This window comes from Allobosea sp. 05L423, from assembly GCF_056397745.1.
Window position 1 is genome coordinate 190,378 of record NZ_JBFTOA010000003.1, and the last position, 13,111, is coordinate 203,488.

The following is a 13,111-nucleotide window of genomic DNA, read 5'->3' on the forward strand; positions in this document are numbered from 1 at the left end:
GCCGGACTCTACCGGTGCTGCCGCATGCTGTCGCGCTCTGCGCGCCATTCATGCGGCTGTGGCTGTGATGCGCGTTGACGGGCGCCGGGCGTTTCTCCTTCTGGAAGACGATGCTTCCAGATCAGAACACAGAGCGGACAGCCCCAGAGGCGCCGATCACCGGCGCCGGCATGAGGCTGGGCGTGCGCAAGGTTTCCGTGCTGATGCCGGGCATCGTGGTCTTTGCCGTTGCCTTTGGAGCGGCGGCGGCGGCGAAGGGGCTCTCCCTGATCGAGACCTTGTCGATGAGCGCCTTCGTCTATGCCGGGGTCGCGCAGCTTGTGTCGCTGGAACTCTGGCGCCCCGAATGGAGCTGGGGCGCCATCGTCGGCGTGGCCGTCGTCACGGCGACGGTCAACGCGCGCATGGTGCTGCAGGGTGCTTCCCTCCAGCCCTGGTTCGCGAAGTACCCCAAGACGCTCAATGCCTTTAACCTCTTCTTCTTCACCGACGCGAACTGGCTGATCGGCACGCGCTACCAGGCCGAGGGCGGGCGCGACCTCGGCGTACTCGTCGGGGCTGGGCTCGCGCTCTGGCTGGTCTGGGTCGTGGCGACGGGCGGCGGCTACATGCTCGGCGCGTTGGTGAGCGATCCGCGCCGTTATGGCATCGATCTCGTGATGCCGATCTTCTTCGCAGCGATGATCGTGCCCCTCTGGCGCGGCCGGCGCGGCATGGTGCCCTGGGTCGTCGCCGGCCTCGTGGCACTGGTCACGGCCAAGCTCGTCGACGGCTATGCCTTCATCATCGTCGGTTCGCTCGCCGGCGCCGTCACGGGAGCGTTCCGCGATGACGCTGCCTGATCCGGGAAGTTGGGGCGCCGTCCTCGCCATCGGCGCGATGGCGATCGCGACCTATCTCTGCCGCATCGCCGGCGTCGCGTTGATGAGCTTCATCCCGCTGACGCCGCATGTCCGGCGCGGGCTGGCCGCACTGCCCGGCTCGATCGTGGTCGCGACCGTGCTGCCTCTGATCGAGCGGCTGGGGGCGGGCGCCGCCGTCGCCCTGCTGGTCGCGATCGGCACCATGATCCTGCGACGCAGCGAGTTGCTGGCGCTGCTGACCGGCATGGCCGCGATCTCCGCCCTGCGCGCGTTCGGCTTCTGATCCATCACTCCCGCCGATTGCTTCCATCACATCACGTCATCCCGATATGCACCGGCACATGTTGACGACGAAGGGCGGTGGGAGGACGGTGCGTCACAGCAAAACCGGCTAAAATGGAGCGCCGTCATGGCATGGTATTCTCAGACGTGGACCTGGTTCGATGGCGCCTGGCATGAGGGCAACCCCGGCCTCGTCGGTCCGCGTAGCCATGTGCTGTGGCAGAGCTCCTCGGTCTTCGACGGCGGTCGCTATTTCGACGGCGTCGCGCCCGACATCGACCTGCACGCCGCCCGCGTGAACCGCTCGGCGCTGGCGCTCGGCCTGAACCCCACGGTCACGCCGGACTTCATCGTCGAGAAGATGTACGAGGGCGCCAAGAAATTCGCTCCCGGCACCGCGCTCTACGTCAAGCCGATGTATTGGGCCGAGGCCGATGGCCCGTCCACCATCATGCCCGATCCGGAGTCGACCCAGTTCGCGCTCTGCCTGTTCGAGGCAGCGATGCCGCAGCCGACCGCCGGCTTCTCGGTGACCAAGGGCATCTATCGCCGCCCCAGCTACGAGACCGCGCCGACCGACTCCAAGGCGGGGTGCCTCTACCCCAACAACGCCCGGGTGCTGAAGGCGGCGAAGGCCGCCGGCTTCGACAACGCGCTGGTGCTCGATATGCTCGGCCATGTCGCGGAGACCGCGACCTCGAACATCTTCCTCGCCAAGGACGGCGTGGTGAAGACCCCCGTGCCGAACGGCACCTTCCTGAACGGCATCACCCGCCAGCGCGTGATCAAGCTGATGCGTGAGAGCGGCGTGCCGGTCGAGGAGTGCAGCCTGCGCTACGAGGATTTCGAGCAGGCCGACGAGATCTTCATGTCGGGCAACTATTCGAAGTGCATGCCGGTGACACGCATCGACAACCGCACGCTCCAGCCCGGCCCGCTCTTCCGCCGCGCCCGCGAGCTCTACATGGACTTCGCCCACAGCAAGGCCAAGGCCGCCTGAGGCGGCGGCTCGCCTCGTGACGGCGCGCCTCGCGACGCGGCTCACCGAGCGGCTCGGCATCGCCCATCCCCTCCTGTCGGCGCCGATGGCGCTGGCCGGCGGCGGGGCGTTGGCAGCTGCGGTGAGCAACGCCGGAGGCCTCGGCCTCATCGGCGGCGGCTATGGCGACGGTGCCTGGATGGAGCAGCAATTCTCCGCAGCCGGCAATACGCAGGTCGGCTGCGGCTTCATCACCTGGTCGATGGCGCGGAAGCCGGAGCTGCTGACGCAGGCGCTGGCTCACAAGCCCGCGGCGCTGATGCTCTCCTTCGGCGACCCACGCCCCTTTGCGATCGAGATCGCGGCGGCGGGTGTGCCGCTGATCTGCCAATGCCAATCGCTCGATCATGTCCGGCAGGCGCTGCAGGCCGGCGCCGCGATCATCGTCGCGCAGGGTGCCGAGGCCGGCGGACATGGCGCCAGCCGCGCGACGCTGCCCTTCGTGCCGGAAGCGGCTGATCTCATCGCCCGCGAAAGCTGCTCCGATACGCTTCTGCTCGCCGCGGGCGGGATCGCGGACGGCCGCGGCCTCGCTGCCGCGCTGATGCTCGGCGCCGATGGCGTGCTGGTCGGTACGCGCTTCTGGGCAAGCCGGGAGGCGGTGGTCCACGAACGCCACCATGCAGCCGCTGTGGCCGCGACCGGTGACGAGACCGTGCGCTCCTCATTGCCCGACATCGCACGCCGGCTCGATTGGCCGAAGCCCTTCGATATCCGCGTCTCGGACAACGCCTTCATCGCCAGATGGGCCGGGCGCGATACAGAGCTGAAGGCCGCCATCGAGACGGAGGCGCCCGTCTATCGCGAGGCCTTCATGGCCGGCGATCCCGACAGGGCGGCTGTCATTTTCGGTGAAGCGGCGGGGCTGATCTCCGACATTCCCGGCGCGGGTGAGATCGTCGAGCGCATGGTGGCGGAGGCCGCGACGCTGTTCGGCCGCGCCAGCCGCTTTCTCGTCTGACCGTCAGCGCAGCAGCTTCAGCAGCCCCGCCGCCTTCAGCCCGCCGCCTGCGATGAGCGCGTAGAGCAGAGCCGCAGCGGTTGAGATCAGCAGCACCGCGACCAGCAGCGGCTCGAAGGACAGGGATGCGGTGAGCTTGATCACGAGCGGCGCCCCCCACCATGCCAGCAGGCCGCAGAGGGCGGCGGCGCCGCAGACGATTGCCGCGAAACCGGGGAGGCGTCGGTCGGGCACTGTCCAGCCGCGCCGGCGCGCCAGCACGAACAGCGCCAGCAGATTGACCCAGGCGCCGGCTGCGGTCGCCAGCGCCAGGCCGGGTGCACCCCAGTCGCGCCAGAGCACGAGCTTGAGCGCGAGATTGCAGGCGATGGCGGCGAGCGCCACCAGCATCGGCGTGGTCGTGTCGCCGCGCGACTGGAAGGCGGAGACTTGCGTGCGGATCATCACGATCGCCGGCAGGCCCAGCGCATAGGCGAAAAGCACGGCGCCGGCGGCGGCGCTCGCATGGGCATCGAACGCGCCGCGCTGGAAGAGCCCCGCGACCATCAGCTCGGGCACTGCGACGAAGGCCGCGACGAAGGGGGCGCTGGCGACGAGCGAGATCGCGATCGCGCGGTTCTGCGCCCGGTTGGCGGCAGCCTCGTCGCCGCGCGCGACCGCGCGGCTCATGGCGGAGAGAGCGACGGTGCCGACCGCGATGGCGATCAGCCCGAGCGGTAGCTGGTAGAGCCGCTCCGCATAGTAGAGCGCCGCATAGCCGCCGCGCGGCAAGAGCGAGGCGATGATCGTGTCGGCGAAGATCGCGATCTGCTGCCCGGCCGAGCCGATCACCGCCGGGCCGAAGGTCTTGAGGAAGCGCCGGACGCCGGCATCCATATGCGGCCGCACGATCGTGCTGGAGACTTTGGCACGCTTGGCCGCGACATAGAGCAGGATCCACTGCGCCACGCCCGAGACGGCGACGCCCCAGGCCGCGGCATAGGCTGCGCTGGGGAACAGGAAGGGCACGGCCAGCGCCGCCATGATGAAGAGGTTGAACAGGATCGGCGCGGCCGCGAAGGCGGCGAAGCGGTCGACCGCATTCAGCGTTGCGCCCAGGAACGTGACCATGGTCACGAACAGCAGATAGGGGAAGGTGATCCGCGTCAGGGCGACGGCGAGATCGAAGACGGCGGGGTCGTTGACGAAGCCCGGCGCCAGCAGCGTCACCAGCCAGGGCATCAGCGGCAGTGCCAGCACCAGCAGCACGATCTGCACGGCGAGGAGAACGGTGAAGAGCCGGTCCGCGAAGAGATTCGCCGCCTCCTGGCCCTGCCGCTCGGCGACATGGGCGTAGGTCGGCACATAGGCCTGGTTGAAGGCGCCCTCGCCGAAGATGGCGCGGAAATGGTTGGGCAGGCGCAGCGCCACCGAGAAGGCGTCCATCATCGCGCCGGCGCCGAGCACCGCCGCGAGCATGACGTCGCGAGCGAAGCCGGTGAGGCGCGAGATCAGCGTATAGCCGCCGACCGACAGGATGTTTCTGAGCATTTGCAACCTCGTCATGCTCGGGCTTGACCCGAGCATCTCGGGACGGCGAGGCGCCTGAGCCTCTTCCTGAACGAGATTCTCGGGTCAAGCCCGAGAATGACGCCCTGCCATGTTCTTCAACGGATCAACGGCGGCAGCGCGTCGCCGCGCGGGTGGTCGACGGTGCGCGCGTCGAAGCCGACGCGTTCGCCGATCAGGTAGAGCGGCCGGCGCTTCACCTCGGCGAAGATGCGCCCGACATATTCGCCGATCATGCCGAGCGAAAGCAGCTGGATACCGGAGAAGAACATGATCGAGACGATCAGCGACGGGAAGCCGGGCAGGTCGGTGCCGAACAGCAGCGTGCGCAAGAGGAAGTAGACGGCGCTCAGAGCTGCGATCACAGCGATGATGGCGCCCGACCAGGTCGCGATCTTGAGCGGGACGGTGGAGAAGGAGGACAGCCCGTCGAAGGCGAAGGAGAACAGCTTGCGATATTTGAACTTGGATTGGCCGTGCTCGCGCTCGGCGACATGGAAGGGCACGCCGATCGAACGGAAGCCGACCCAGGCATAGAGCCCCTTCGAGAAGCGCGCGCGCTCCGGCAGCGCCCGCAGCGCATCGACGGCCTTGCGGTCGAGCAGCCGGAAATCGCCGGCGCCCTCCGGCAAATCGGTTTCGCCGAAATAGGAGAAGATTCGGTAGAAGGCCTTGGCGAAGTTGCGCTTCAGCGGGGTTTCATCTTCGCGGTCGATGCGCTGGCCGTAGATGTTGAGATAGCCCTCGTGCCATTTCTCCAGAAAGGCCGGAATGACTTCCGGCGGATGCTGGAGATCGGCATCCATGATGACCACGGCATCGCCTATCGCATGGTCGAGCCCGGCGGCGATGGCGATCTCCTTGCCGAAGTTGCGGCTGAAGGAGACGGCGCTGATTCGAGGGTCGGCGGCGTTCAGGCCTCGGATCACCGACAACGTGTCGTCCCGGCTGCCGTCGTCGACGAAGACGATTTCCCAGGAGGAAACCTGACCCTCGAGCACGCTGCGCAGCCGGCCGACCAGCAGCAGCAGGTTCTCGGCCTCGTTGTGCACGGGCACGACGATCGAAAGCTCCGGCCAGCGGGCCGCCCGGGGCGCGCGCTGAACCGGCTGGGATGCGGAATCCGACACGAACAACCTTTCCACGCGCCTCCTCGACAAGGTGACGCGCGACGCACAGAACCTTAAAGCTTGCCGGCCGACAAGCCCGGCGCGCTATACCGCGATCCGGCTGAACGAGGGACAACAAACGGCATGGCGAAAGGCTTCATCCTCTGCGCCGATGATTTCGCCATGACCGAGGGCGTCAGCCGGGGGATTCTGGATCTGCTGGCGCGCGGCAGGCTGACCGCCACCGGCGCCATGACCAACCGACCGCACTGGCGGCGGCTGGCGCCGGAGCTCGCCGCTTTCTCCGGCACGGCCGATCTTGGCCTCCATCTGAACCTGACCTGCGCGGCCCCGATTGGCACCATGGCGCGCCTTGCCCCCCACGGTGCCCTGCCGGGGTTGAAGGACGTCGCGCGTGCCGCTGCGGTCTCGGGCGTGGTCAGAGCCGAGATAGCCGACGAGATAGTGCGACAGCTCGACGCTTTCGAGGATGCGATGGGCCGCCCGCCGGACTTCGTCGATGGTCACCAGCATGTGCATGTCTTGCCGGGCGTGCGGCGGGCGCTGCTCGACTTGCTCGCCCGGCGCTATCCCGCCGGCTCGCTCTATGTGCGCGACCCGGCCGATCGGATCGCGGCAATTCGTGCTCGCGGCGTGGCGGTGGGCAAGGCGCTCGTCATCGCCGGGCTTGCGGCGGGTTTCCGTAGCGCGGCGCTCAGGCGCGAGTTGCGCGTCAACTCCGGCTTCGCGGGAGTGGCACCGTTCGACCCGCATCGCGATTTCGGCGCTGATCTCGCCCGCTTCCTGATCGCTCCCGGCAAGCTGCATCTCGTCATGTGCCATCCTGGGTTCATCGATGCCGAACTGGCGGGGCTCGACCCGGTCACCGCGACGCGCCCCATCGAGCATGCGGCCTTGGCCGCCTTCGAGCCGCCGCCCGACATGCCGCTGCGACGCTTCCACCAACTGGCGGGCTGAGGCACGCCGGGCCCGATACGCAAGCGATTTGTTTACCGGGATCGGCGAATGTCGCCGCAGGGGTTGGATTGGCGGGCCGCTTATCAGCTGCTGGCGCCGGATTTCGAGGATGTTCGGGGCGATGACGTGGTTCAGACGCGCCTCGGTTGCGGGCGAGTTGGCGCAGCCGGTCGGGCGGGACCTTGGTTCGCTCAGCCGACAGATCGCCGCCGCCGCCGTGGCGATTGTTGCAGTGACAGTCGTCCTCGTCGTCATGGCGATCGCGCGTTACAATGATGCCCGCACACGTGCCGATCTCGATCAGAAGGTCACGGCGCTCACCCTGATGGTGGTCAATGCGGCGCCGTCGCTCATCCTGTCGCGGGACACCAATACCCTCGGCTACATCCTGACCTCGTTGCAGCGTGATCCCGATTTCGATGCCGGCGTGGTCGGGGATGATCTTTCCGCCCTGGCATCGGCCGGCCGCACCGAGGAGGCGCGTCTCTCGCTGACGCCTCGGTGGTTGACCGGTATCGTCGGCGAGGAGCCCTGGAAGGCCTTGCAGGGCCGCGACGAGATCGCGATCGAGGACGATGTCTTCGTGACCAAGATTCATGCCGTGCGCGTTGGCAGCCAGCGCAAGCTGATCGGCTATGTGGCGTTGCGCTTCGACAAGACTCGGCTCGTGGCGCGTGCCGCCTGGGAGCAGCTCGTCACCATCGGGCTCGGCCTGCTCATCCTGGTCGTGCTCGGGCCGCTGCTCTGGTTCTCGCTGTCGCGGGCGATGCGCCCCCTGCGCAACATGACGAAATCCATCGTCAGCATTTCTGACGGCAAGCTCGACACGCCGATCGATGCGCTGGAGCGACGCGACGAGATCGGTGCGATCGCCCGCGCGCTCGGCGTGCTCAAGGTTCGTCTCGCTGAGCGTGCGACGCTGCAGCAGAACCAGAGCGCGTCGGAGGATGAGCAGCGCGCGCGCCAGCAGGGCGTCGACATGGCGATCACCTCGTTCCGCAGCGAGGTCGGGCTCGCGCTCGAAGCTTTCAAGAACAATGCGGAGCGGATGCGCGAGGCATCGGACGGTCTCGCGCGCGTCGCGGCGGAATCCTCTCAGCGTGCCGCACGGGCTGCCGACAATGCCCACGGCGCTTCCGGCAACGTCGAGAACGCCGCCCAGGCCGCCGAGGAGATGGGCGCGGCCATCCGGGAAGTCGAATTTCAGGTGCGGCGTGTTCGTACCGAGATCGTCGAGGCGGCTTCGGCCTCGCGCGATACGGCGGGCTCCGTGCGTGAACTCGACGAGACGGCGCGTGCGATCGGCGAGGTCGTCAACCTGATCCGTGACATCGCCTCGCAGACCAATCTGCTGGCGCTCAATGCCACCATCGAAGCCGCGCGCGCCGGTGAGGCAGGGCGGGGATTTGCTGTCGTCGCCTCCGAAGTGAAGTCGCTTGCTGCACAGACAGCGGACGCGACCGATCGCATCGTTGCGCAGGTCGCTGCCATCCAGGGCGCCACCGGCCAGGTCGTCGGTGCGATCCAGAACATCGCCGAGCGTATGAATGCGATCGAGAAGTTCGCGAACTCGGTCGCGACCTCGATCGAGCAGCAGGCGATCGCCACCGGCGAGATCGCCAGCGGTGTGGCGATGGCGAGTTCGTCTTCGCTCTCGGTTTCGAGCGATCTCAGCGTGCTGGCCGACAGCGTAGAGGAAACCGGGCGCTCGGCCGAGCAGGTGCGCAGCGCCGCCAGCGAGGTTTCCACTCAGGCACAGCGCCTCGATTCAACGGTCGACCAGTTCCTGCGCAATGTCGCATCCTGAACGGCTGCAGGACCTGCGATAAAAAAAAACGGGGCCGCGAGGCCCCGTCTGCATTTGGGCTTGCCGACAGGCTCAGGCCTTGGCGGCGTCGTAGAGCTCCGCAACATACTCCCAGTTCACCAGGCTCTCGAGGAAGGCCTTCAGGTAGTCGGGGCGACGGTTGCGATAGTCGATGTAATAGGAGTGCTCCCAGACGTCGACGCCGAGGATCGGCGTGGCGCCATGGACGAGCGGGCTTTCGCCGTTCGGGGTCTTGCTCACGGCGAGCTTGCCGCCCTTGACCTCGAGCCAGGCCCAGCCCGAGCCGAACTGGCCGATGCCGGCCGCGACGAAGTCTTCCTTGAACTTGTCGACCGAACCGAAGGAGTCGACGATCGCCTTCTCGAGCGCGCCCGGGAGCTTGCCGCCGCCATTCGGCATCATCCACTTCCAGAAATGGAGGTGGTTGTAGTGCTGGCCGGCGTTGTTGAAGACGGCCGGGTTCTTGCCGTAGGAGCCCTTGACGATCTCCTCGAGCGACTTGCCCTCGAATTCCGTGCCCTTGATCGCGTTGTTGCCGTTGGTCACGTAAGCGAGGTGGTGCTTGTCGTGATGATACTCGAGCGTCTCCTTCGACATGAAGGGCTGGAGAGCATCATGAGCGTAGGGCAGATCAGGAAGAGTAAAAGACATGAGGCCTCTCCTTGGGCTATGAAAATCGCTTGAATGAGAATGGCTTGCCGTCAATGGACGGGGGCAGGGAGGCCCTGCCATTCCACGCGATAGTTAAGCCTCCCGGCGCCGGCCGACAACCGCTCCCACCGCGAAATGCGCATGTCTTCTCGACAGGCGGCCACAATCACGCCAATTTCCTCCGCCTAAGCGGTCCGGATTGGAAACTCTCCCTTATTCAATACGTTAGATAGTCGCACGCCATTGCTTCACTTCAGCGTCGGCGCGGCTCATGCCAAGGATGCGAAATTGATCGCGATTTTTACCGTTCTGGGCCTCGTTCTCTTCGGCGGCGGTGCCTACGCCGTCTATGACGGCTGGCCCTATCTGGTCCTCGAGCGCGGTTTCACCCAGGTCATCATCGGCTCGATCGCGAGCAGCGCCGGCCTGATCCTTCTGTCGCTTGCCTGGGTGCTGCGCGAGATCGCGGCGCTCAAGCGGTCGCTGGCGGAAGGCGTGCAGATGCGGGCGGACGTGCAGCCGGCGCCGGCTGCCGCCGAGCCGGTTCGTGCGCCATGGGAGGCTGCACGCGAGGAGCGCCTCGCGAAACAGTCTGCGATCGCGCCTGCGGCGGTTGGGGCTGCGGCTGGTGCCGTCGCTGTCGGCGCGGTGGCCGATGCGCTCGTGGCCCCGGCGCGGGAAACGGCGGCGCCTGCTGCCGAGCGCGCGTCGCCCCCGGATCGGGATCTGTTCGGAGCATTGGTGGCAAAGCGTCTCGAAGAGACGGAGCCCCAGCAGGATGGCGAAGGGGACACAACGTCCCGCGAGCCTGCCGAACCGCTGCCCGACATGTTCGAGGAGATGGCGTTCGGGAAACCCGAAGAGCCGAAGGACGCTCCGATCGCGATCGAGACGGAGAGCCACGAGCCGGCGGAAATCGTTGCCGCGAAGATCCAGTCGATGGGGGAGGACGAAGCCCTGGCGCATGCGGTCGAGCCGGCCCCTGCTGCTTCCGAACCTTCGCAGGAGCACGAGAATCCGTTCGCGGCTGGGCAGGATGAAAGCAAGCCTGCCGGACGTGATGCCGATCTCGACGAGTTCAGCGCGCTGCGCGAGAGCCTGGCCGGTCACCTGAACGAACCTGTCCAGGCCGGCACGCGGATCGAGCCCACGCTCGAGCCGGAGACCGATCCCTTCGCCGAGGCGGAAGCCTGGATGGACAAGGCCTCTCCCCGCAAGGAACCATGGTTCGAGAACCCGGAACCGGCGGAGGAAGCCGCTGCCGAGGCCGCTTCGCCGCCATGGCCGCCCCGCACGGAGGCGCTTGAGTTTGCCGCTCCTGCCGAGCCGGTAGCGGAGGAACCCGATATCGAGGCGCAGGCTGAAGCTGCTCTGGACGATGCCGTGCCGGATGAGGACGCACAGGCTGCGCCCGCCACGCACGCTCCGGCCGTCGAGGACAAGGTGGAGGACGATCAGGTACCTTCGCCGGAGCGGGCGGCTTCCGATGAAGGCGTCGTCGGCGCCTATCAGGTCGGCGACGCCCATTTCACCATCTATGCCGACGGCTCGATCCGGGCCCGCACCCCCGATGGCGAGTACAGCTTCGCCTCGATGGACGAGCTCAAGGTCTATCTCGCCAGCGAGAAGAGCCGCTTGGGCGTGTGATCAAGCGTCCCCGGCGTCCGGCCAGCCTTCGCCAACCGTCTGGATTGCGAAGGCATAGGCCAGCGCCGTCTCCTTCAGGGAGTCGAAGCGGCCGGCGGCGCCGCCATGGCCGGCCTCCATGTTGGTGTGAAGCATGATCGGCCCGCCGCCGGTCATCGTGGCGCGCAGCCTCGCCACCCATTTCGCGGGTTCCCAATAGGTCACGCGCGGATCGGTCAACCCGCCCATGGCGAGGATCGGCGGATACGCTTGCGCCGTGACATTGTCGTAGGGCGAATAGCTACGGATCGTCTCGAACGCCTTCGCGTCGCGGATCGGGTCGCCCCATTCGGGCCATTCCGGCGGCGTCAGCGGCAGCGTGTCGTCCAGGATCGTGTTGAGCACGTCGACGAAGGGCACCTCTGCGACGATGCCGGCGAAGAGCTCGGGCGCCATGTTGGCGATCGCGCCCATCAGCATGCCGCCCGCGCTGCCGCCTTCAGCGACGATGCGGCCGCGGCTGGTGAAGCCGGCCTCTGCCAGCGCCTCGGCCGCAGCGATGAAGTCGGTGAAGGTGTTGCGCTTGTTCTCGCGCTTGCCGTCGAGATACCAGCGCCAACCCTTGTCCGTGCCCCCGCGAACATGGGCGATCGCGTAGACGAAGCCGCGATCGACCAGACTGAGCGGCCGTGTCCGGAACGACGCCGACATCGCCGAGCCATACGATCCATAGCCATAGAGCAGGCATGGCGCTGAGCCGTCGAGCGGCGTGTCGACGCGATGCAGGATCGAGATCGGCACGCGCTCGCCGTCCTTCGCCGTCGCGAAGATGCGGCGCACCTTGTAGGCGGCTGGGTCATGGCCCGAAGGGATCTCCTGCCGCTTCAGCAAGGTTCGCTCGCCGGTGGCGAGGTTGTAGTCGTAGGTTTCTGCCGACCGAGCCATCGATGCGTAGATGAACCGCAGCGTATCCGTGTCGAATTCGTAGCCGGGGTCCATGCCGAGACCGTAGGCCTCTTCTTCGAAGGCGATGCTGTTCTCTGCGCCGCCGGCGAGATCGCGGATGATGATGCGGGGCAGTCCGTCTTCGCGTTCCAGCCGGATCAGCCGTCCCTTCAGGCAGACATGGCTGAGGATCAGCCGCCCCGGCTTGTGCGGCACCAGATCACGCCAGTTCTCGAGCGCGGGCTCGGAGAGGGGTGCGCTGACGATTTTGAAGTCTTCGGCGCCGTCGGCATTGGTCAGGATCAGGAAGTCGTCGCCGTGATGCTCCAGCGCGTATTGCCGTCCGGTGAGTCGCGGCGCGATCAGGACAGGCCTGGCATCATCCTCGCCGAGGTCGACCACGCGCGTCTCGGATGTCTCGTGGTCGCTGATGGTGATCAGCAGGAATCGGCTCGATTGCGTCCGGTCGATGTCGACGAACATGCCGGCATCCGCCTCGTCGTGCAGCAATTCATCCGCGCTGTCGGGCGTGCCCAAACGATGGCGCAGCACGCGCGACGGACGATGATCTGCATCGAGCGCGACATAGAAGAACGAGCGTGAATCATTCGCCCATACGATATCGCCGGTTGTATCCTTGATCTGGTCCGGCAGATCCGCGCCGCTCTCTAGGTCACGGACGCGGATCGTATGTAGTTCCGAGCCGGCTTCATCGGCGCTCCAGGCAAGCAGCTTGTGGTCGGGGCTGTGCGCAGTATCGCCAAGGTCAAAGAAGTCCTTCCCTTCGGACAATGCGTCGGCGTCGAGCATGACCTGCTCGCGTGTCGCTTTTCCCGCATCGGCCGGGCCGCGTGGGCGCCGGCAGATCAGCGGATGCTCTGCGCGCTTGCGATAGCGTGAATAATAGAGGAACGGGCCGTCCGGTTGTGGCACGCTGGAGTCGTCCTCCTTGATTCGCCCGCGCATTTCCTTGACGAGGTCGCGTTGTAGGGCGCGTGTCGGCGCCATCAGCTTCTTGCAATAGGCGTTTTCTGCTTCGAGATAGTTGCGGATATCGCCCGGCAATGCATCGGGATTCCGCAGGACGTCTTTCCAATTCGCCGCCCGCAACCAATCATAGTCGTCGCGTAGTACGACGCCATGGGCGACGGTCTCTTTCGTCCTGATCTCGGCGCTTGGCGCCTTCATCTGGCCACCGCGGCGGGACGGCGGTGTGCCGCGAACCTGACGATGCTGATCCGAGCGCATGGGAATTCTCCGATAAGTGCCGCGACAGGTAGA

The 13,111-nt window shown here is 66.7% G+C and carries 11 protein-coding genes; 7 read left to right on the forward strand and 4 right to left on the reverse strand.

Features of this window, described 5'->3' with window-relative positions:
* The first annotated feature begins 182 nt into the window (after positions 1-182).
* From AC1DNE_RS09035 to AC1DNE_RS09050, 4 genes are all read left to right on the forward strand, one after another.
* Positions 183-842 (forward strand): AzlC family ABC transporter permease, encoded by a 660-nt coding sequence (locus tag AC1DNE_RS09035; protein ID WP_441468780.1) that lies wholly within the window; start codon positions 183-185, stop codon positions 840-842.
* Entirely contained in the window at positions 829-1,146 is a 318-nt protein-coding gene (locus tag AC1DNE_RS09040; RefSeq protein WP_441468779.1) for an AzlD family protein, read from the forward strand. The genes AC1DNE_RS09035 and AC1DNE_RS09040 overlap by 14 nt, the downstream gene beginning before the upstream one ends.
* A 126-nt stretch (positions 1,147-1,272) precedes the next feature.
* On the forward strand, positions 1,273-2,145 hold the full coding sequence (locus tag AC1DNE_RS09045; protein WP_441468778.1) for a branched-chain amino acid aminotransferase: 873 nt from the start codon (positions 1,273-1,275) through the stop codon (positions 2,143-2,145).
* A gap of 16 nt (positions 2,146-2,161) precedes the next feature.
* Complete coding sequence (locus AC1DNE_RS09050) at positions 2,162-3,145, forward strand: NAD(P)H-dependent flavin oxidoreductase (protein WP_476841014.1); 984 nt, start codon at positions 2,162-2,164, stop codon at positions 3,143-3,145.
* 3 nt (positions 3,146-3,148) lie between these two features.
* On the opposite strand, the gene murJ is transcribed toward AC1DNE_RS09050, so the two are convergent.
* Together murJ and AC1DNE_RS09060 are read right to left on the reverse strand one after the other, a co-directional pair.
* On the reverse strand, positions 3,149-4,675 hold the full coding sequence (gene murJ, locus AC1DNE_RS09055) for a murein biosynthesis integral membrane protein MurJ (protein ID WP_441468776.1): 1,527 nt from the start codon (positions 4,673-4,675) through the stop codon (positions 3,149-3,151).
* Positions 4,676-4,791: 116 nt separating this feature from the next.
* Positions 4,792-5,823 (reverse strand): glycosyltransferase family 2 protein, encoded by a 1,032-nt coding sequence (locus AC1DNE_RS09060; RefSeq protein ID WP_441468775.1) that lies wholly within the window; start codon positions 5,821-5,823, stop codon positions 4,792-4,794.
* 123 nt (positions 5,824-5,946) lie between these two features.
* On the opposite strand from AC1DNE_RS09060, the gene AC1DNE_RS09065 reads away from it, so the two are divergent.
* Together AC1DNE_RS09065 and AC1DNE_RS09070 are read left to right on the forward strand one after the other, a co-directional pair.
* Entirely contained in the window at positions 5,947-6,780 is an 834-nt protein-coding gene (locus tag AC1DNE_RS09065) for a ChbG/HpnK family deacetylase (RefSeq protein WP_476764916.1), read from the forward strand.
* Positions 6,781-6,901: 121 nt separating this feature from the next.
* Positions 6,902-8,587, forward strand: coding sequence for a methyl-accepting chemotaxis protein (locus AC1DNE_RS09070; protein WP_441468773.1), 1,686 nt, complete (start codon positions 6,902-6,904; stop codon positions 8,585-8,587).
* 72 nt (positions 8,588-8,659) lie between these two features.
* Here the strand turns inward: AC1DNE_RS09070 and AC1DNE_RS09075 are convergent, their stop codons facing one another.
* Positions 8,660-9,259: a superoxide dismutase gene (locus AC1DNE_RS09075; protein ID WP_476841015.1), complete on the reverse strand. Its 600-nt coding sequence runs from the start codon at positions 9,257-9,259 to the stop codon at positions 8,660-8,662.
* Between the two features lie 288 nt (positions 9,260-9,547).
* Between AC1DNE_RS09075 and AC1DNE_RS09080 the strand changes: the two genes are divergently transcribed.
* Positions 9,548-10,906: a hypothetical protein gene (locus AC1DNE_RS09080; RefSeq protein WP_441468771.1), complete on the forward strand. Its 1,359-nt coding sequence runs from the start codon at positions 9,548-9,550 to the stop codon at positions 10,904-10,906.
* Here the strand turns inward: AC1DNE_RS09080 and AC1DNE_RS09085 are convergent, their stop codons facing one another.
* Complete coding sequence (locus AC1DNE_RS09085) at positions 10,907-13,018, reverse strand: S9 family peptidase (protein ID WP_441468972.1); 2,112 nt, start codon at positions 13,016-13,018, stop codon at positions 10,907-10,909. It abuts the gene before it with no gap.
* Positions 13,019-13,111: the final 93 nt, after the last annotated feature.

Coding starts and splice junctions, on each gene's coding strand:
- AC1DNE_RS09040 (WP_441468779.1), top strand. CDS start 829: ATGACGCTGCCTGATCCGGGAAGTTGGGGCGCCGTCCTCGCCATCGGC.
- AC1DNE_RS09045 (WP_441468778.1), top strand. CDS start 1,273: ATGGCATGGTATTCTCAGACGTGGACCTGGTTCGATGGCGCCTGGCAT.
- murJ (WP_441468776.1), bottom strand. CDS start 4,675: ATGCTCAGAAACATCCTGTCGGTCGGCGGCTATACGCTGATCTCGCGC.
- AC1DNE_RS09065 (WP_476764916.1), top strand. CDS start 5,947: ATGGCGAAAGGCTTCATCCTCTGCGCCGATGATTTCGCCATGACCGAG.
- AC1DNE_RS09070 (WP_441468773.1), top strand. CDS start 6,902: ATGACGTGGTTCAGACGCGCCTCGGTTGCGGGCGAGTTGGCGCAGCCG.
- AC1DNE_RS09075 (WP_476841015.1), bottom strand. CDS start 9,259: ATGTCTTTTACTCTTCCTGATCTGCCCTACGCTCATGATGCTCTCCAG.
- AC1DNE_RS09085 (WP_441468972.1), bottom strand. CDS start 13,018: ATGAAGGCGCCAAGCGCCGAGATCAGGACGAAAGAGACCGTCGCCCAT.